This is a genomic window from Xanthomonas sp. LMC-A-07, assembly GCF_030208825.1.
In the GTDB taxonomy this organism is placed as follows: domain Bacteria; phylum Pseudomonadota; class Gammaproteobacteria; order Xanthomonadales; family Xanthomonadaceae; genus Xanthomonas; species Xanthomonas campestris.
Window position 1 is genome coordinate 57,456 of record NZ_JARVTF010000020.1, and the last position, 19,773, is coordinate 77,228.

Sequence of the window (19,773 nt, forward strand, 5' to 3'; positions counted from 1 at the left end):
CAACGCGGTTCTGGTGGGCAACCCCCTTTCCTCAGCCCGCGCGCAGCGGTCCCTGCAGCTGAAGCCCGGCGTGCATGCCGGCGTGGGGCAGGTCGGTCGGTTGTCCCACGCGTGCCATCCTGTGTTGTTCCCGCCATCCAGGCCTCTCTCCGCCACGGAGAAAGCCTCCTACTTGCGATATTTCGACATGAGTCAACGACCCAACCCGTCCGCCCTGATCTGGTTACTGCTTTCGGCCGTCGTCATCGGCCTGGATCAGTGGAGCAAGGCCTGGGTGCTGTCCAGCCTGCCCGAATACACCCCGGTGCCGGTCATCGACGGATTCTGGAACTGGTACCGCACCTACAACACCGGGGCAGCCTTCAGCTTCCTGAGTGATGCCGGTGGCTGGCAGCTGTGGTTCTTTACCGCGCTGGCGGTCGGCATCAGTGGCCTGCTGGCGTTCTGGCTGTCGCGCACCGCGCGCGGCGACTGGCGCAGCGCAGTGCCGTACGCGCTGGTCATCGGCGGGGCAATCGGCAATGTGATCGACCGCCTGATGCACGGCCACGTGGTCGATTTCATCCAGTGGTATGTCGGCGAGCACACCTGGCCGTCGTTCAATATCGCCGACTCGGCGATCGTGGGTGGCGCGATCGGCATCGCACTGTTCGGTTTGTTCGACGGCAAGCGCAGTCGAAAAGCGGGATAATCCTGGTCCATGCCAGCTGCGACGCTGCCTTGACGGGCACGCCGCAGCAAAGCGCCTGGCGCCGCGTTGTCGGCGGCCGCGCCCCCTGTTGAAAACGTCCGGCCATCGCGGCCGGGCCGTCGAGAGAAAAAGCTTATGGACGTCCTGCTCGCCAATCCCCGCGGCTTCTGCGCCGGTGTCGACCGCGCGATCGAGATCGTCAAGCGTGCGATCGAGACGCTGGGCGCGCCGATCTACGTGCGCCACGAGGTGGTGCACAACCGCTTCGTGGTCGACGACCTCAAGCAGCGCGGCGCCATCTTCGTCGAGGAACTGGACGAAGTGCCGGACGACGCCACGGTGATCTTCAGCGCCCACGGCGTCTCCCAGGCCGTGCGCGTGGAGGCCGAACGGCGCGGGCTGAAGGTGTTCGATGCAACCTGCCCGCTGGTGACCAAGGTGCATTTCGAAGTTGCCCGCCACTGCCGCGCCGGCCGCGACGTGGTGCTGATCGGCCACGCGGGGCATCCGGAAGTGGAGGGCACCATGGGCCAGTGGAGCCGCGAGCGCGGCCCCGGGCAGATCTACCTGGTGGAAGATATCGAGCAGGTCGCCACCTTGCAGGTGCGCCAGCCGGAGAACCTGGCCTACACGACCCAGACCACGCTGTCGGTGGACGACACCATGGGCATCATCGAGGCCTTGCGCGCGCGCTATCCGGCCATGCAGGGGCCAAAGCATGACGACATCTGCTACGCCACGCAGAACCGCCAGGATGCGGTGCGCGACCTGGCGCGGCAGTGCGATCTGGTGCTCGTGGTCGGTTCGCCCAACAGCTCCAACTCCAACCGGCTCAGCGAGCTGGCGCGCCGTGACGGGGTGGAGTCCTACCTGATCGACAACGCCAGCGAGATCGACCCGGCCTGGATCGTCGGCAAGCAGCATATCGGCCTGACCGCTGGCGCGTCGGCGCCGCAGGTGCTGGTCGACGGCGTGCTGGCGCGGCTGCGCGAGCTCGGTGCCAATGGCGTGTCCGAACTGGCGGGTGAGCCGGAGTCGATGGTGTTCGCCCTGCCCAAGGAGCTGCGGCTGCGGCTGGTCAGCTGAGGCGGGAGGCGCGTGCCAGGGCATCGGCGAAACATCCACGCAGTTGCCTCACCGGCTCGGCTGAAGCCGAGCGCTGCGGAGGAGGGCGCAACGATCGCGGTGGCTGAGACGCAGGTGCACGGCACAGCCGCGACACCCAAGGCGATTGACCGCAGCGGCGCTCCGCTCCTACAATTCACGGCTCGCCGGAATAGCTCAGTTGGTAGAGCGGCGCATTCGTAATGCGTAGGTCGTAGGTTCGATTCCTATTTCCGGCACCATCGCATCATCACTGGGTCGACCTTTGGTCGGCCCAGTTGCGTTTGGGCGCTGTGCGCGTCGACGCTGGAATTTTAAGGGCATCGCGCAGGTTCTCTGCCCACTGCACGACGGCCGCAACTGGCCGCATTTCCTTCACTTTGACGCGCTGCGACAACATGTCGCACACATCTGCGCGCATTCATTGCGATGGATCATTGCCAATGGGTTTCGTGCAGGTGCAGCAAAGACTAAAATTAGGGAGCTAACCCGTGTCTTCGATCTGGGCCGCCATCTCCACCGGGAGCGGGCTGTTCAAAACGCCGCTGGCGGATCAGACGAACGAGGCTGGCGTTCCTTCGCACTTGGATCGACCGATGATTCCGTTGAAACATCTCGGGCGTGTACTTCGTCCAGGTCTGATGTTGCCGTTCCTGCTGTTGGCAGGCTGCAACTCGGCCATCCTCAATCCGAAAGGCCAGATCGGCCACGACGAGAAGCAACTGCTGATCACCTCGGTGGTGCTGATGCTGATCGTGGTGATCCCGGTGATCGTCATGGCGATTGCGTTCGCGTGGAAATACCGCGCGTCCAACACCAAGGCGCGCTACGAGCCGGATTGGTCGCACTCCACCGCGATCGAGGTGGTGGTCTGGTCGATCCCGTGTGTGATCATCCTGGTGCTGGCGGTGCTGACCTGGCGCTCGTCGCATGCGCTGGACCCGTACCGGCCGCTGGATTCGGACGTCAAGCCGCTCAACATCGAGGCGGTGTCGCTGGACTGGAAGTGGATGTTCATCATGCCCGACCAGAACATCGCCACGGTCAACGAAATCGCCGTGCCGGTGCATACGCCGCTGAACTTCAAGATCACCTCCGATACGGTGATGAATTCGTTCTTCATCCCGCACCTGGGCACCATGATCTACGCGATGGCGGGCATGGAAACCAAGCTGCACCTGGTGGCGAATGAGCCTGGTGACTACTTCGGCCTGTCCACCAACTACAGCGGTCACGGCTTCTCGAAGATGAGCTTCACCGTGCACGCCACCGATCAGGCCGGCTTCGACGCGTGGGTGGCCAAGGTCAAGGCCTCGCCGAAGGCGCTGGACGCCGCCGAGTACCAGGTGCTGGCCGCAAACCGCAACGACAAGGAACAGTATCCGGTCACCTACTACTCGTCGGTGCAGGACGGCATGTTCCGCTCGCTGGTCGACAAATACATGAATGGTCCGGGCCACAGTAAAGGCCATGGCGACCATCAGGCACCGGCTGCAGAGCCTGTTGCCATGTGCACTTCTGGAGACAAGTGATGCTAGGCAAACTTACGATCGAGGCGGTTCCGTACCACGAGCCGATCATCATGATCGCCCTCGGTGGCGCCGGCCTGCTTGGCCTGCTCATCGCGGGTGCCATCACCAAGTACAAGCTGTGGGGCTACTTGTGGAATGAGTGGTTCACCTCGGTGGACCACAAGCGCATCGGTGTGATGTACATCATCGTGGCGCTGGTCATGTTGCTGCGCGGCTTTGCCGACGCGGCCATGATGCGCACCCAGCAGGCGCTGGCCGGTGGCGGTGGCGAAGGCGTGCTGCCGCCGCACCACTACGACCAGATCTTTACCGCGCACGGCGTGATCATGATCTTCTTCATGGCCATGCCGTTCATGACCGGCCTGTTGAACCTGATCGTGCCGCTGCAGATCGGCGCACGCGACGTGGCGTTTCCGTTCCTGAACTCGCTGAGCTTCTGGCTGTTCGTGGCCGGTGCGGCGCTGATCAACATCTCGCTGGGTGTTGGTGAGTTTGCGCAGACCGGTTGGCTGGCGTATCCGCCGTTGTCGGGGCTGGAATACAGTCCAGGCGTTGGCGTGGACTACTACATCTGGGCGCTGCAGGTCTCCGGGTTAGGCACGTTGCTGACCGGCGTGAACTTCTTCGTGACGATCATGCGCATGCGCGCTCCGGGCATGACCCTGATGCGCATGCCGATCTTCACCTGGACCGCGCTGATCACCAACATCCTGATCATCGCTGCGTTCCCGATCCTGACCGTGGCGCTGGCGCTGCTGGGTGCCGACCGTTACCTGGGCACGCACTTCTTTACCAACGACGGTGGCGGCAACGCCATGATGTACGTCAACCTGATCTGGATCTGGGGTCACCCGGAGGTCTACATCCTGATCCTGCCGGCGTTCGGCATCTTCTCCGAGTTGATTGCCACCTACAGCCGCAAGCGCCTGTTCGGTTACACCTCGATGGTCTATGCCACTGCGTGTATCGGCGTGCTGTCGTTCGTGGTGTGGTTGCACCACTTCTTCACCATGGGCTCGGGTGCCAACGTCAATGCCTTCTTCGGCATCACGACGATGATCATCTCGATCCCGACCGGCGTGAAGATCTTCAACTGGCTGTTCACCATGTTCCGCGGTCGCGTGCACATGACCTCGCCGGTGCTGTGGACGATCGGCTTCATCATCACCTTCTCCATCGGTGGCATGACCGGCGTGATGCTGGCCATCCCGGCCGTGGACTTCGTGTTGCACAACAGCCTGTTCCTGATCGCCCACTTCCATAACGTGATCATCGGCGGTGTGGTGTTCGGTTACCTGGCAGGTCTGACCTACTGGTTCCCGAAGGCGTTCGGCTTCAAGCTCAATGAAAAGCTGGGCAAGGCCTCGTTCTGGTGCTGGATCATCGGCTTCTTCGTGGCCTTCATGCCGCTGTACGTGCTCGGCTTCATGGGCATGACGCGTCGCATGAACACCTACAACCACCCCGAGTGGGCGCCGTGGCTGTACGTGGCTGCCGCAGGTGCAGCGATCATCGGCCTGGGTATCTTCTTGAACCTGGTGCAGATCGCTTACAGCGTCTGGAAGCGCAAGGACAACATGGACCATACCGGTGATCCGTGGGATGGCCGTACGCTGGAATGGGCGACCTCCTCGCCGCCGCCGTTCTACAACTTCGCCGTGCTGCCGCACATCGATGACCGCGACCAGTTCTGGGGCGACAAGCAGAATGGCAAGGGCTGGGTGCGTCCGTCCTCGTACGAGCCCATCCATATGCCGCGCAACACCGGTGCAGGCGTCTACATCGCCGCCTTCAGCGTGCTGCTGGGCTTTGGTCTGACCTGGCACATCTGGTGGCTGGCGGTCGTTGGCCTGGCGGGCATGATCGGCAGCTTCATCGCCCGGTCCTTCGATGACGACATCGATTACTGGGTGCCGGCCGAGGAAGTGAAGCGCATCGAAGACGCGCGCTTTGCCAAGCTCGAACAGCAACATGCGGCTCAGGCCGCGAAGGCGATCTGACCATGTCCTCCACGACCACGCTTGACCACCACGGCGCCCACGCGGGCGGCCACGATCACGATCACGAGCATCACGACGGCGGTGGCAACACCGTCTTCGGGTTCTGGGTCTACCTGATGAGCGACTGCCTGCTGTTCGCTGGCCTGTTCGCCACCTACGCGGTGCTGTCCGGCGCCACGGTGGACGGACCGACGGCGAAGGAGTTGTTCGACCTGAAGTTCGTGCTGGTGGAAACCTTCCTGCTGTTGTTCAGCAGCTTGAGCTTCGGCTTCGCCATGATCTCCGCGCACAAGCGCAAGATGGCCGGCCTGTACGGCTGGCTGGCGGTCACCGCGCTGCTGGGTATCGGCTTCCTGTGCATGGAAATCTGGGAGTTCAACCACCTGATCCATGAAGGTGCGGGCCCGGGACGTAGTGCGTTCCTGTCTGCGTTCTTCTTCCTGGTGGGCACCCACGGCCTGCACGTGGCGTCCGGCCTGTTGTGGATGGCGGTGCTGGTGATCCAGATCTCCAAGAACGGCCTGACCGCGCGCAACAGCACGCGTCTGGCCTGCCTGAGCCTGTTCTGGCACTTCCTGGACATCATCTGGATCGGTGTGTTCACCGTCGTCTATCTGCTGGGAGCGCTGTAATGGCCAATCACCACCACACCGAAAACGCTGCCGACGCGCATGCCGGCGGCCTGAAGTCCTACCTGATCGGCTTCGTCATGGCCGTGATCCTCACCGTCATCCCGTTTGCGATGGTGATGAGTGGGGCGTTCTCCAAGGGCGTCACCGTCATCGTGATCTCGGTGATGGCCGCCGTGCAGATGCTGGTGCACATGGTGTACTTCCTGCACATGGACCGTACGCCGGAGCAGCGTTCCAACGTGCAAGTGGGCCTGTTCTCTCTGCTGATCATCGGCATCGTGATCGTGGGTTCGCTGTGGGTGCTGCACAACATGAACGTCAACATGATGCATTGAGACGGCAGCCAGGCCGGATCACTGAAAGCCGCCGGAGCTCCCGGCGGCTTTTTTTTGCCCGGCAATCCATCGCAGCATGACCAATGGCATACGGGGGAAGCGCTGGCGTGCGCTTAGCATCGAAGGCTGCCTGATCCAGGTCCCAACGGAATCGCGATGAACGTCCCCACTGTCTTGTCCTTGTCGCTGCTCGCGGCGCTGTCCCTGCCTGCCGCCGCACAGACCGCCGCGCCGCAGGATGTGCCGTTCGAAGGCACCTTGAAGATCGACGTCGATGCCACCGATCTGCAGCACCGCATCTTCAAGGTCAAGACCACCATGCCGGCCACGCCGGGCCCGATGACGTTGCTGTATCCGCAGTGGATCCCGGGCAACCATTCGCCCACCGGCCCGATCGACAAACTGGCCGGCCTGGTGATCAAGGTCGATGGCAAGGTGGTGCCCTGGACGCGCGACCAGTTCGATGTCTACGCCTTCAAGGTGGACGTGCCGCAAGGCGCCAGCGAGCTGGTGGCCGAATTCAAGTTCCTCTCGCCGCAGGCCAGCAGCCAGGGCCGGGTGATGATGACTCCGGAAATGCTCAACCTGCAGTGGAATACCACGGCGCTGTATCCGGCGGGCTACTTCGCGCGCAACATCAAGGCGCAGGCCAGCGTGACCTTGCCGGCGGGCTGGAGCTATGCCACGGCCATGGAAACCGAACGCCGCGTGGGCGACACGGTGACCTTCAAGCCGATCGACTTCGATGACCTGGTCGACTCGCCGATGTTTGCCGGCAAGTACTACAAGCGGGTCGAATTGAGCGCCGGCAAGCAGCCGGTGTATCTCAACGTCTTTGCCGACGAAGCCAAATCGCTGAACGCCAAGCCCGAGCAGATCAAGGCGCACGCCGCGTTGGTGCAGCAGATGGACAAGCTGTATGGCGCGCGGCATTTCGACCACTACGAATTTTTGCTGGCGCTGACCAAGAAGCTGGGCGGCATCGGCCTGGAGCATCACCGTTCCAGCGAGAACAGCGGTGCACCGAACTACTTCACCGAGTGGGACAAGAGCTGGACCGGGCGCGACTTGCTGGCGCATGAGTTCAACCATTCGTGGAACGGCAAATACCGCCGCGGCGCGGATCTGGCGACGCCGAATTTCAACGTGCCGATGGGCGACAGCCTGCTGTGGCTGTACGAAGGCCAGACCCAGTTCTGGGGCGAAGTGATGTCGGCGCGCTCGGGCCTGTGGACGCAGGAACAGGCGCGCGACATGCTGGCCGGCGTAGCCGCGCAATACGAGCGTGGCCGCCCCGGCATGGCGTGGCGCACGGTGCAGGACACCACCAACGACCCGACCATGTCGATGCGCCGCCCCAAGGCGTACCGCAACTATCAAATGTCGGAAGACTATTACTCCGGCGGCCAGATGATGTGGCTGGAAGTGGATAGCAAGCTGCGCGCGTTGACCAACAACAAGCGCTCCATCGATGACTTCGGCAAGGCGTTCTTCGGCATGAAGAACGGCGATTGGGACGTCAATCCGTACACGTTTGATGACATCGTCAGCACCCTCAACGGCGTGGCTGCCTTCGACTGGGCGAGCTTCCTGCGCAGTCGCATGGATGGGCATGGTTCGTTGATCGGCGGCATCGAAGCCAATGGCTGGAAGCTGGTCTACAACGACGAGCCGAACCTGGCCACCAAGACCGACGAGAGCGACGACAAGGACGCCAGCCTGACCTATTCGCTTGGCATGTCGTTGAAAGCCTCGGGCGATATCAGCGATGTGCTCTGGGACGGCCCGGCCTTCAATGCGGGCTTGATCACGGGCAATACGATCGTGGCGGTCAACGGCCGCGCCTTCAGTAGTGACGTGATCAAGGACGCGATCACCGCCGCCAAGGGAACCACCGCACCGATCGAGCTGCTGGTCAAGCGGCTTGACCGCTACGACACGGTGCGCATCGACTACCACGGCGGGCTGCTGTATCCGCATCTTGAGCGGATTGCCGGCAAGCCGGACCGTTTGAGTGAGCTGTACAAGGCGCGTTGAATGTAGCGCTGCGCCGGCATCGTGCACGCGTGCACGATGCCGGTGTTGAGCTGGATGATCGTCGATGGATGAGCGGTGCTTGTTCGGCTGAAGCAGTTGGTGCGTGGGCGTCGCTCGTTCACCTTGCCGCTCATTAGGTGCGCTGTTTGCAGATGTCGTAGTGGTTTAGATGCGCCTCTTTTTTTTGCTGTCAGGGCCTTTGTTCGCGCGAGGCATGGCGCCACATCTCGCTACGCGGAGTGACGGCGTCCTCCCGGTTTATGTCTGGGTGCCGGAACCATCTGCGTGGGTTTCCTGCATCGACGCCTGAGCGACTCCATGCATGCCGCAGGCGGGTAGCTCTGGTCGCGAGCTGGGAGCAGCATTCTCGAATCCCAAATCCCAAATCCCAAATCCCAAATCCCGAATCCCGAATCCCGAATCCCGAATGCGCGACGCGCAGTGCGCTCGGCATCGGGGCTGAGTAATCAATGACGCACGTCAACGGTCGATGCCTCCGGCTGGATCGGCAACCGCTGACACATCACACGGTGATTGGCTGACGCCGGTCTCCGGCTCAGGTCGCGCGCGGTGAGACCCGCGGCAGCTATGCTTCGGATTCAGAAGCAACGGCAAGAAGATGATGGCGAAGGCGAAGACGGCCTATGTCTGCGGCGAATGCGGCGCCGAGTACACCAAGTGGCAGGGTCAGTGCACCGAGTGCGGGGTCTGGAACACGCTCAGCGAGATCGTGCTGGAAAGCGCCACGCCCGCTGGCAAGGCCTCGCCGGCGGCGTCGCGACGCAGCGGCTGGGCGGGCAAGACCGAAGCGCCCAAGATCACCGCGCTCAAGGATGTGCAGCAGTCCGAGCAGGCGCGGGTGTCCACCGGCATCGGCGAGTTCGATCGTGTGCTTGGCGGCGGTCTGGTCGAGGGTGCGGTGGTGCTGATCGGCGGCGACCCAGGTATTGGCAAGTCGACGTTGTTGCTGCAGGCGCTAGCCAGCATGGCCAGCACGCTGCCGGTGTTGTACGTCACCGGCGAAGAATCGCTGGCCCAGGTGGCCGGGCGCGCGGTGCGGCTGGATCTGCCACTGGAAGGGTTGAATGCGCTGGCCGAAACCGGAATCGAGAACATCCTGCAGCACGCCAGCGTGGCGCGGCCCAAATTGATCGTGGCCGACTCGGTGCAGACGCTGTGGACCGAGTCGTTGACCGCGGCGCCCGGCTCGGTCAGCCAGGTGCGCGAGAGCGCCGCGCGGCTGGTGCGTTATGCCAAGGAAACCGGCACGGCGGTGTTCCTGGTCGGGCATGTCACCAAGGAGGGCGGCATCGCCGGCCCCCGCGTGCTCGAGCACATGGTCGATGCGGTGCTGTATTTCGAGGGCGAAAGCGGCAGCCGCTTCCGCTTGCTGCGTGCGTTCAAGAACCGCTTCGGTGCGGTCAACGAGCTGGGCGTGTTTGCGATGGGGGAGAAGGGCCTCAAGGAGGTCTCCAACCCCTCGGCGATTTTCCTTTCCGGCGGCAGCACCCATCAGCCGGGCAGTTGTGTGATGGTCACCCGCGAAGGCACGCGCCCGTTGATGGTGGAGGTGCAGGCGCTGGTGGATGCCTCGCCGTTGTCCAATCCGCGGCGGGTCGCCGTGGGGCTGGAGCAGAACCGCCTGGCGATGTTGCTGGCGGTGCTGCACCGGCATGGCGGCATCGTGGTCGGTGACCAGGACGTGTTCGTCAACGTGGTCGGCGGTATCCGGGTGCAGGAGACCGCCGCCGACTTGCCGGTGCTGCTGGCGGTGTTGTCGTCGTTGCGCGACCGGCCCCTGGCCGAGAAGACGATCGCCTTCGGTGAGGTGGGGTTGTCGGGAGAGATTCGCCCGGTGCCCAACGGCGAGGACCGCCTGAAGGAGGCGGCGACGCACGGCTTCAAGCGCGCGATCGTGCCCAAGGCCAATGCGCCGAAGACGTCCAGCATCAAGGGCATGGAGATCGTTGCCGTGGAGCGATTGAGCCAGGCCCTGGAAGCGGCGGCGGAGTAAGCCCGCAGCCGCTTCCGACGTTGTCGCTATGCCGCTGCCTGGTTGCTCGCCTCTACCGGGCTCGCTGCTTGCGGACGGCGCAGGCGCTGCGCCTCCATGTTCTGCAACTGCAGCTCCCCGCAGCGCCGAGTGCGGTAGGGGGAGTACGTGTTGCCGTGCGGGTCAGCAGTAGCGCCGGGCCCGACCGCTCGTCGGACAGCGCCGGTGATACGCGCCAGAGCGTAAAGAAAACGTTTTCACCAGACGGCGGCTATGGCACCATGCGCGGCCCGTTGCACTGTGCACCGGATCACACACACCGATTATTGCTCGTCACCAGGAGACTCACGATGGAATGGATGTTGCTGCCGCTCAAGCGTTACGCCGACTTCAATGGTCGTTCGCGCCGCAAGGAATATTGGATGTTCATGCTGCTGCAGGCCATCATCCTGCTGGTGCTGGGTGGTCTTTTCGGCATCGCAGCGGCAGTGGGCGGCGGCGATAACGGCCCGGGCGCGCTGGCCTGGGTGGTCTTTGCGATCATGATGATCGTGGTGCTGGCGATGGTGGTGCCGAGCATTGCGGTGAGCGTGCGTCGCTTCCACGACCAGGGCAAGTCCGGCTGGTTCTATCTGATCAGCCTGGTGCCTTACCTCGGCGGCTTCATCGTGTTGGTGTTTATGTGCCTGGAGGGCACGCCCGGCCCGAACGAGTACGGCGAGAGCCCGAAGCAGTAAGTTTTTCTAAACTGCAAAAAAACAGCGGCGCCATGGGAAACCTGGCGCCGTTGTCGTTTATGGGTGTTTGCATCGGTGCGGTAACGCAATGGCAGCAGCGTGGGTTGCCATGCGGCGCAAGCTTGATCAGGACCGGCAGGGGATCTGGCGAGACTGCTGCCTTGTTGCTGGACATCAAACGCGCTGCAGGGATGGCCAATATTCCGGTGTCGGCGATGCCGCAACGATGGCGGCCGAAGCGCTGCTCCATGCGGCGCAGGGCCTAGCATTACTGACATTGCTGTCTCGAGCGCCGCACGCTCTGTGCTAATTGCGAAGGCCAAGTCTTCATGAGCAGTCGCAACACGAACGAAGCCCATCGACCGTGCGCATGATGCCGCGCCGGTGCAGCCAAACACTCAGACTCTAGCGAGCTCCGTCAAGACGTCAGCAACGCCTGTACCGCTGCATTATCTCCAAGCAGGGCAGCCGCAGCTCAGCAAGCTGCGGTGCGATTGACCGTATTGGACGTCATGCCCTTGGAAGGTGCCGCCGTGTTGCCGTCCGACAGCGCCAGTTCGAGCTTGTAACCATGCGAATACACGGTGCGAATGCGCACTGCACCACTGTGGTTGCACAGCCGCAGTTTCTTGCGCAGCTTGTAGATGTGCTGTTCCATGGTGCGGTCGGTGAACTCGGTATGGCTACCCCAGACCGCCTTGGCCAGCTGGCAGCGTCGGAAGCACACGCCCGGGTTCGAAAACAGCAGCCAGGCAATGGAGAACTCGCGCGCGGTCAAGGCAATCGCGGTTTCGTGCAGGTACACCGTGTTTTTCTCGCGGAGCAGCTGATACGGGCCCACCTTGATCTGCTGTGCCTGGATGCAGGTGGTTTCCATGGGCGCGATGGCTAGCGACGCGCGCACATGCAGCTCGTGCGAGTTGACTGGCAGGCTGAGCACTTCGTGAGCGCCGGCGCGATACCAGGCCAGCAAGTCGTCGGGGCATTCGAAACGGCCCAGCACGATCAATGGGGTGGGGTGACCGCTGTGACAGCGCTGCCAGGCGAGCAGGGAACTGTCGTCCGATGCCACGCAATGGGCATCGAAGACCAGAAGCTCGCACGGCGAGTGGCGCAGGCAGCGCAGCAGTTCGAGTTCGTCGGAGAAGATGGTGACCTCTGGGACCAGAGTCGCCAGGCTGGCGTTGATCTGTGATGCCAGCCGCGCGTCCTGCGTCAGTACGAATGCCGATCCTTGGCGGTCATTCGCAGCGGCGTCCATCACTCGCGCGTCCACGCCGGCGGTACGGGCGCAGCCCAGACCATGGAACTGAGCACAACAGGCTTACTAAAGGTATCCAGGCACATAGCCATATCACTCGACCGCTTCGGGGGGATCTGACCAGCGTCAGACGAATGGTATGTACCATTGCGGAGGCGAAAAGTTTCGTTGCCTAGCGCGAATTCCGATCAGCGGAGCCATCCGCTTTAGCGGGTGGTCAGTTAGCCGCAACACAGCTCTTACTCTCTAGTTATGCAATCGTCGTCTGAGGCATGGGGATGTTCGGGCCATTTAATTCGGTCGGGTTGCTGCCCACAAAAACGGCATGCTGGGGCGGCGCCAGCCAACGTGCAGGTGTAGACCAAGGTATAGAGATTTTGCCGACTCCCTGCGCGAGAAAGAATATCTCCGGGAACTTAACCATCGCGCCGCTGAACAAAATGCTCTTGTAATTACGGGTGGACCGGCGAATCGCCGGAAAACAGCGTCTGCCCGCATTGCACTGGATTAACGGCCATTTCACATTGAGCGCGAGCGATCGCAGATGTTTAGCGCGCCTTCGCGCATCTGCGTGCCGAATACAGCGTCCGTACGCCCACGCATCGTCTTGCGATGCACCGTCAAGATACGCCGGCGCATCGTCTGGCCGTCGTCGCTACGCGGCTGCGGAATCCACTTCGCTGTTTGCAAGACAGAGTGAGAATTTTTGAATTTCTAGCTGCTTCGAAGTGAGAAATTCCATTGGATCCGCTGCATACAATCGTTTGCGCCCACCACAACGGCGCCTTTTGTTGTTTTTGCTCCCCCCCTTCAGAGAGCCCGGCATGATCCTTTCGACCTACTTCGCAGCGATCTCTGCGTTGTCTTACGCAGACCGTCTTCCGATCTATACGAGCAGGATGCTTGTTGGTGCTTGGCCACAGGGTCTGCAGCACCTCCAGCAACGTCGCGAGGGGCAGGCAGCTCCGGATGGCAGCGACGACGAAGTCGCATTGCTGGGCGCCAGCGCCGATGCCTTGTTGATTCTGGAGTATCAGGAAGAGGCGGAGGATGCCTATCGGCAGGCGTCCAAGGCGATGCGCGGGCACCAGCGGCAGCTGCGCCTGCTGTCGTGCCGCAACACCGCGTGGCTGATGTTGAGCCAGCGCCGGCTGAGTGCAGCGCTCAGTTGCTTTGCGCAACTTGCCATGGACCGCGATACCCCGGCGGTGCTGTGCGGCGAGAGCCTGCTCGGCAAGGCGCTGACCCACTTCCACCTGGGCCAAAGCACCCTGGCGCTGCAGACGCTGGAACGCGCGCAAGAGGTCGTTTCCGAGCTGGAGACCGGTGCGGCCGACTGGACGCGTGTGGTCGGCGCGTTGCGTCTGGACCTGATCGCCCAGCTGCGGATCCGGCGCGGCGAGCGCATGAGCGACCACGTGTTCTGGCAGGCCACGCTGCGCCAGGAAGATGCCGCGCATACTTTCGAGGCCAGCGAGTTGCGTGCCTGCATCGCCGATCTGTCCGAGAGCATGCCGGTGCTGGCGCAGCGCATGCGCCACGTGCGCAATCTGCTGCGCATTGCCGGTGGAGACACCTTCGGTTTCGACGCGCAGATCGATGCCTTGCCCGCAGCGGCCACCGGTTGCCCGCCATGCGCGCGTCAGGATGCGCAGGTGGAGCTGGCGTTGGCCGCACTGGCGGTTGGCCGTGCGGACCTGGCCGAACGCGCGCTGGCCGGTGCCGGGCGCCATCACGCGCCGCGCTGGAACCTGGAGTTCGAGTATTGCCAGGCCAAGATCAGCCAGGCCGTGGGACGTGCCGAGCAGGCCTTGCTGCTCTACAACCGCTACGCCCTGGGGGCGGTGCAATGCCTGCGCAGCGAAGTTCAGGCGCCACGGTTGCTGGAAAGCGGCACACCGGCGCATGTCAGCGATGACATTTCCGCCCGCCTGCCGGCCAAGTACCGGCGCGCCTACGCCTACATGATCACCAATGCGCATCGATCGGACCTGTCGATCAATGAGGTGGCCGCGCAGATCGGGGTGACCGGGCGCGCGCTGCAACAGGCCTTCAAGTCAGCGACCGGCTTGTCGCCGACCCAGGTGCTGCGCCGGTATCGCATGCAGGGCATCCGCGATGAGCTGTTGGCCGATGGCGGTTGCGGCAGCGTGCTGCAGGCGGCGAGCCGCTGGGGTGTGGGCAGTCGCTCGGCGCTGGCCAAGGGCTATCGCCAGCATTTCAATGAAGCGCCGATGGAAACCCTGCAACGCTAAGCAGGACGCTGCCCTGCAGCAATGCAGGGCAGCGGTGAGCGGGTAGAGGGGCGGCGGGGATGCGTCCTGCCAGGGCTGTGCCGGACGTTGGCTCAGCCGGCGTTTATGCGCAGCGCGCTTGCAGGAAGCAGGCGTGAGGTTTGCGGTTTTTACCGGCAAATCTGGCCGTTTTGCAGCGCTTTGCAAGGTGGTGTTGCCGGGCCTGGAATGCCCGGCACCTATGTAACGATGGATGTAACGCTGGGATCTGTTGCCTGAGAAGGCCGGCCTGTGCCGCCGGCGCGGCGCGTACGTGCGCGGGCCGTGGCTTGCGGCTATCCTTTCCGGCTCGCATTGCCACCCAGGCAGGCGTGTCCGAGGATGGACGCGGCCGCCAAGGACACGACGACCGATCATGCAAGATCCCATCAATGAGGCGACGGACGCCTCGCAGATCCGCCGCGCAGGCGTCGATCTCAACGGGCTCATGTCCGTACTCAGCAAGCATTTGTATTCGACGCCGGTGGTCGCGTTGCGCGAACTGGTGCAGAACGCGCACGACTCGATCCTGCGCCGGCGCCTGGAGCAGCCGGAGTGGGATGGTGCATCGCTGATCGAAGTGCATGGCGATCCCGCCCAGGGCATCGTGCGCATCATCGATACCGGCGCCGGGCTGACCCAGCAGGAGATCCACGACTATCTGGCCACCGTGGGCGTGGGCTACACCCGCGGCCTGCGTCAGAGCGGGCATGAAGACAGCGGCCTGATCGGCATGTTCGGGCTGGGCTTCCTGTCGGCATTCGTCCTGGCACGGCGGGTCACCGTGCGCACCACCTCGTATCAGACGCCGACGCTGGGCCATTGCTATGTGTCCAGCAATGCCGAGCAATACACGGTGAGCCCGATTGCCGCACGTGCGCAGGTCGGCACCGAGGTGGTGCTGGAGCTGCATCCGGATTACCTGCCGTTAGCCCAGGAGGGCCGCCTGCGCGAGATCCTGTCGCAGTACTGCGCGCTGTTGCGCGAGCCGATCCAGATTGGCAACGATGCGCAGCCGATCAACCCGGAGCCGCCGCCGTGGCGCATGGTCGATGCAGTGCCGTTGCATCCGGTGCAGGCCTGGCGCCGCCAGCGCGAGTTTGCCGCGCGCTTCGAGCGCAACTTCGAGCCGTTGTGCTGCATGCCGGTGCGTAGCGACGAGGGCAGCGATGCCGTCGGTCTGTTGTGGGTGCAGGACGGGGCGACCTACGGCACCAGCGATAACCGCAATCTGTCGGTGTTTTTGCGTGGCATGTTGCTCGATGACAACGCGCGCGAATTGCTGCCGCCGTGGGCCGGCTTCATCGGTGGGGTAATCGAATCCAACCGCTTGACGCCCACTGCCAGCCGCGAAGATTTGCAGCGCGATGCGGTGTACAGCGCGGTGCAACACGCACTCTCCGAAGCCTTGGTGCAAGGTCTGGCCGACGTCGCGCGTCAGCAGCCGGAGGCATGGCGCCGCATCCTGCTCCGCCACAACGAAGCGCTGCTGGGCGCGGCGTTGTGCGACGAGCGCCTGTTCGAATTGTTGATGGAACATGTGCGCGTGCCCACCTCGCAAGGCGATCTGCCGGCGCAGCAACTACCGGCGCGTGGTGCGGTGCACGTGATCCTGGACAGCGACGCCGGCTTCGAGGAAATGCTGTTCCGCGCCATGGGCGTGCCGGTGGCCTATGGCAACCGCTATGCGGTGGTGCCGTTTCTGCGCCGCTGGGCGCAGGCCAAGGGCGTGCGGTTGGTCGAACTGGGCACCGAACAAGGCAACCGGCAGTTATTCAATCTGGATAGCCTGCCTGCCGACGAGCTGGCCTGGCTGGAGCAGCACCTGGGCGATGGCGAGGCGTTGGTGCCGGCGCGTTTCAGCCCGGAGGAATTGCCGTTGGTGGTGGTGCCCGACCGTGAGGCGGAGCTCAAGCGGCGCCTGGAACAGGACGAGAACGACAAGCGCGTCTCGACCGCGGCCTTGCGCCTGGCGCGGCAGTTCACTGCGCGCATCGAGTCGCAACAGACCCAGCGGCTGTATCTGAATCTGGACAACCCTGCCTTGCAATCCCTGCTGGCCGCGCACCGCGCGGGCAACCCGCAGGCGGCGGTCGCCGCACGTTTGCTGCGTTCGCTCAAGGTGATTGTTGCCGCGCAGGGCCGCACCCAGCAGACGCCGGGTGCGGCCGAAGCAGAGGCGGGTGTGTCTGCGTTGAATCGGGCCTTCGGCGATTTTGCCGCGGCTGTCACCCACTTGCTGGCGCGCTGAGCGCCGGATCAAAGGACGCGTCATGGAAATCTGGAACTGGGTGGAAAAGCTGCAGGACGATCTGGGCGAAGCCGGGCAGCCGCAAAATGCGCAGCTGCTGACACGCCTGACCGATCACATCTGCGATCTGCAGATCGAGCGCGCCGAGGCGCTGTTGCCGGAGGCGCGCGCGCTGGGCAAGACCTTGGCCAACCCGTGGCTGGAGGTGTTCGTCGGACATTGGGAAATGCGCAACCGGGTGGGCAACCTGTGCGAGGGCGAACGTGCGTTGGGCGATGCGGTGTCGCTGTTCGAACGCGCGCACCGCCCCGATGCGGTGGAATGCCCGCAGTCGGTGTGTGTCACCCAGGACCTGGCGGCGTGTTACGCCAATATCGATGGCCCGGGCTGGGTGGAAGAGCGCATCGAGGTGTGCGAAGAAACCCTGGCGCGCATCGACCCCAGCTGGTCGTGCTACCAGTGCCTGAGCTGCGAAAAGGCCGACGCCTTGTTGGATGATGGCCACGGCGATGCGGCGCTGGCGTATCTGGAGCAGCAGTCGGGAACCATCCTGGCGCACGGCGGCGAGATCTACGACGGCGTGCCGGACATGCGTATCTCGATCCTGCTGGCGCTGGGCCGCGCTGCCGAGGCGCTGGAACTGGTTGAGCAGCGCGAACGCGAGGCTGCGCGCGAAGGCGCCGAGTGGGCCAACTGCAGCCAGCCGCGCCAGTTGCAGAAAACCCGCGCGCTGGCCTTGTTGGGGCGCGACGAAGAGGCCATGCAGGCCCTGCTGCCGTGGCGCGATGTGGCGCCGCGCTATCGCCTGCACTGGTTGCGTGCGGTGGCGGTGCTGGTGTCGCGCGCGCCCGAGCGCAACAGCTGGGACCTGGGCAGCCGCGTGCAGACCATGCTGGACCACTATGCGCAGGTGGGTGCGCACCGCATCTTGATCGAAGCAGCGGAGCTTGCGATCGGGATGGCCTTGCAGCGCGGCGCGGTGTGGACCGCGCGCCGGCACCTGGCACTGGCCCGCGCGCACGTGCCCAAGTTGCGGCTGGACCGTGGCGCCACCGAGCTGCTGAACACCTTGGCCGCACGCATCGATGCGGCGCCGGTGAGCGCGCCGCCGCCGGCGCCCGCCGACCAGTTGCTGGGGTGGTTGTCCGCGCAGGACCAGGAAGCCGCGCGCAATCCGGAACAGGAAGCGCAGTGGTTGCTGCAGGCAGTGGCCGAGCGGCCCGACGATGCCGAACTGGTGGACACCGCCGCATCGGCCTTGAGCGCATGCGCAGCCGATGAAGACGCGATCGCCTTGCTGTGGCAGTTCGTGCAGCGGCACACCGATCGCGAAACCAGCCCCACGTTCCGGCTGATGAATCTCTTGCTCGGCCGTGGCGATGAGGCCGGCGTGCGCCGCCTGGCGCAGCTGTATCGTGCGCAGGTGCCGGTGGCGGCGTTGTGGTGCGAGGCGCAGCTGGCACAGCGGCTGGCCGACTGGCCCGCGCTGGAGCAGGCCTGCACCGCATTGCTGGCGCTCTCGCCGAGCTCGCACGGTGCGCGCGGGCTGTTGGCGCGCATGTACCTCAACACCGGGCGTTTTGCCGAGGCGGCCGACGTCTATCGGCAGCTGACTGAGCTACTGGAAGAACCCCGCTCGGCGTATTGGGACCACATGACCGCCGCCAGTGCGGCGCAGGACTGGGACGCAGTGCGTGCCTCTGCGCAAGCGATCGGCATGGAGTTGAGCAGCACCAGTGGCGTGGTCGATGAGACCTGGGGTTGGGTGATCATCCGCTGCATCGAAGACGGCGAAGTGGCCGAGTATTACGCGCGCCGCACCGGGCCGGTGACCGCGCGCATCGTTGAAAATGCGCCGTCGCAGCGCCGCCAGCACGTGGGCGACTGGGTGGTGTTCGACGCGGAGCTGGTGTATCCGCCGCCGGAAGACGAGGCCGAACGCGAGCGCTTCGTGCCGACCTATCCGCAGGTGCATGTGCTGCAGGCCGGTGGTTACGGCAACAGCTGGCTGGTGGATGGCGTGCATCCGGGCGAGCCGGCGATCGACGCCTTGCGCAAGGACATTGAAGCGCGTGGGTGGACGCTGTGGGTGCATAGCCGCGACGACTATCGCCTGATCGATCCAGACAATGCAGATGCCTTCGATGCGGAAGACCCGCAGTCCGGATTGCCGGGCGTGCTGTTCACCGTGGCTTTGCCGGAGGCAGTGCCACCGCTGGAACTGCACCGCGCGCTGGTGATGGCGACGGCCGGCTGGCCGCACCGCATGTGCTGGATGCGGCTTGCCGAAGCCTGCGACCAGGACACCACCCCGCATATGCAGGCGATCGAGCGCTACGGTCTGTAAGACCACCAGTGGTTACGGCGCGCTGCGGTTCTCGTGGCGCGCCGTTTTTTTAGTAGGGGAGCGCAATGCGGGCGCTGATGTCTTTAGCCCGGTAAGCGCGATGACCCTGGAATTTTTTTTTTTGACGCTCAAACTGGGCGTCATTGAATCTGCAGAAACAGCGGAATGTTCGCGTGGCTTGGGCGCGCACGCGAAATGGCGGCGTAACGCTTGCGTGTGATCTCGCAGCGACTGGTACGACATTTCTCGCGCTAATGCCACGCTCTTCTGCATCGACAGCGTTTGCGCTATCACCAACACGCCGCAGTAGCCACCACACCCACGCAGCGACAGCCTGCGAATCCCGAATCCCGAATCCCGAATCCCGAATCCCGCAGCCGTGGCCCGGCGCACGTTCAGCGCTCTGGAGCAATGTCAAACTGACCCGGAGCGGTCCAAATGACCGCTACAGGTTCGTGTCTGGTTGGCAAACCTGAATTGCTTTAATCTGCAGCGCTTCGGCGTGGGGGCGCCGCGCCGACTCGGGCGCAGTCCAGCTCGCATGCCACGTCATCGTTTACTACTACTCGACGGGTGATCT

Annotated in this window: 13 protein-coding genes and 1 tRNA gene; 13 read left to right on the plus strand and 1 reads right to left on the minus strand. The window is 63.9% G+C overall.

Annotated elements, in window-relative coordinates; all coding sequences use genetic code 11:
• Positions 1–187: 187 nt before the first annotated feature.
• The 10 genes from lspA (at position 188) to QRM89_RS18870 (ending at position 11,061) form a co-directional block, all read left to right on the plus strand.
• A complete protein-coding gene (gene lspA, locus QRM89_RS18825) occupies positions 188–691 on the plus strand; it encodes a signal peptidase II (protein WP_011036354.1) in 504 nt (167 codons plus the stop codon).
• A gap of 135 nt (positions 692–826) precedes the next feature.
• On the plus strand, positions 827–1,777 hold the full coding sequence (gene ispH, locus QRM89_RS18830) for a 4-hydroxy-3-methylbut-2-enyl diphosphate reductase (RefSeq protein WP_103702636.1): 951 nt from the start codon (positions 827–829) through the stop codon (positions 1,775–1,777).
• 184 nt (positions 1,778–1,961) lie between these two features.
• Positions 1,962–2,037, plus strand: a tRNA-Thr gene (locus QRM89_RS18835).
• A 354-nt stretch (positions 2,038–2,391) separates the two neighbouring features.
• The gene (gene cyoA, locus QRM89_RS18840) at positions 2,392–3,327 is read left to right on the plus strand and encodes a ubiquinol oxidase subunit II (protein ID WP_042596790.1); all 936 of its coding nucleotides are present in this window, start codon (positions 2,392–2,394) and stop codon (positions 3,325–3,327) included.
• Entirely contained in the window at positions 3,327–5,327 is a 2,001-nt protein-coding gene (gene cyoB / locus QRM89_RS18845; protein ID WP_103702632.1) for a cytochrome o ubiquinol oxidase subunit I, read from the plus strand. The genes cyoA and cyoB overlap by 1 nt, the downstream gene beginning before the upstream one ends.
• On the plus strand, positions 5,324–5,959 hold the full coding sequence (gene cyoC / locus QRM89_RS18850; protein ID WP_172666290.1) for a cytochrome o ubiquinol oxidase subunit III: 636 nt from the start codon (positions 5,324–5,326) through the stop codon (positions 5,957–5,959). The genes cyoB and cyoC overlap by 4 nt, the downstream gene beginning before the upstream one ends.
• The gene (cyoD, locus tag QRM89_RS18855) at positions 5,959–6,294 is read left to right on the plus strand and encodes a cytochrome o ubiquinol oxidase subunit IV (protein ID WP_011036359.1); all 336 of its coding nucleotides are present in this window, start codon (positions 5,959–5,961) and stop codon (positions 6,292–6,294) included. Before cyoC ends, cyoD begins: the two co-directional genes overlap by 1 nt.
• A 156-nt stretch (positions 6,295–6,450) precedes the next feature.
• On the plus strand, positions 6,451–8,331 hold the full coding sequence (locus tag QRM89_RS18860; RefSeq protein WP_285448696.1) for a tetratricopeptide repeat protein: 1,881 nt from the start codon (positions 6,451–6,453) through the stop codon (positions 8,329–8,331).
• 622 nt (positions 8,332–8,953) lie between these two features.
• On the plus strand, positions 8,954–10,345 hold the full coding sequence (radA, locus tag QRM89_RS18865; RefSeq protein WP_161960520.1) for a DNA repair protein RadA: 1,392 nt from the start codon (positions 8,954–8,956) through the stop codon (positions 10,343–10,345).
• 329 nt (positions 10,346–10,674) lie between these two features.
• Positions 10,675–11,061 (plus strand): DUF805 domain-containing protein, encoded by a 387-nt coding sequence (locus QRM89_RS18870; RefSeq protein ID WP_115000798.1) that lies wholly within the window; start codon positions 10,675–10,677, stop codon positions 11,059–11,061.
• 475 nt (positions 11,062–11,536) lie between these two features.
• On the opposite strand, the gene QRM89_RS18875 is transcribed toward QRM89_RS18870, so the two are convergent.
• Positions 11,537–12,322: a response regulator transcription factor gene (locus QRM89_RS18875; RefSeq protein WP_192884133.1), complete on the minus strand. Its 786-nt coding sequence runs from the start codon at positions 12,320–12,322 to the stop codon at positions 11,537–11,539.
• Between the two features lie 899 nt (positions 12,323–13,221).
• On the opposite strand from QRM89_RS18875, the gene QRM89_RS18880 reads away from it, so the two are divergent.
• The 3 genes from QRM89_RS18880 to QRM89_RS18890 all read left to right on the plus strand — a co-directional run bounded on the left by QRM89_RS18880 (position 13,222) and on the right by QRM89_RS18890 (position 19,193).
• Positions 13,222–14,577, plus strand: a complete 1,356-nt coding sequence (locus QRM89_RS18880; RefSeq protein WP_186829611.1) for a helix-turn-helix transcriptional regulator — start codon at positions 13,222–13,224, stop codon at positions 14,575–14,577.
• Positions 14,578–14,971: 394 nt separating this feature from the next.
• Positions 14,972–16,846 carry an ATP-binding protein gene (locus tag QRM89_RS18885; RefSeq protein ID WP_285448697.1) on the plus strand — a complete coding sequence of 625 codons (1,875 nt, stop codon included), beginning with the start codon at positions 14,972–14,974 and terminating at the stop codon, positions 16,844–16,846.
• A 22-nt stretch (positions 16,847–16,868) separates the two neighbouring features.
• Positions 16,869–19,193 carry a bacterial transcriptional activator domain-containing protein gene (locus tag QRM89_RS18890; protein WP_285448698.1) on the plus strand — a complete coding sequence of 775 codons (2,325 nt, stop codon included), beginning with the start codon at positions 16,869–16,871 and terminating at the stop codon, positions 19,191–19,193.
• Positions 19,194–19,773: the final 580 nt, after the last annotated feature.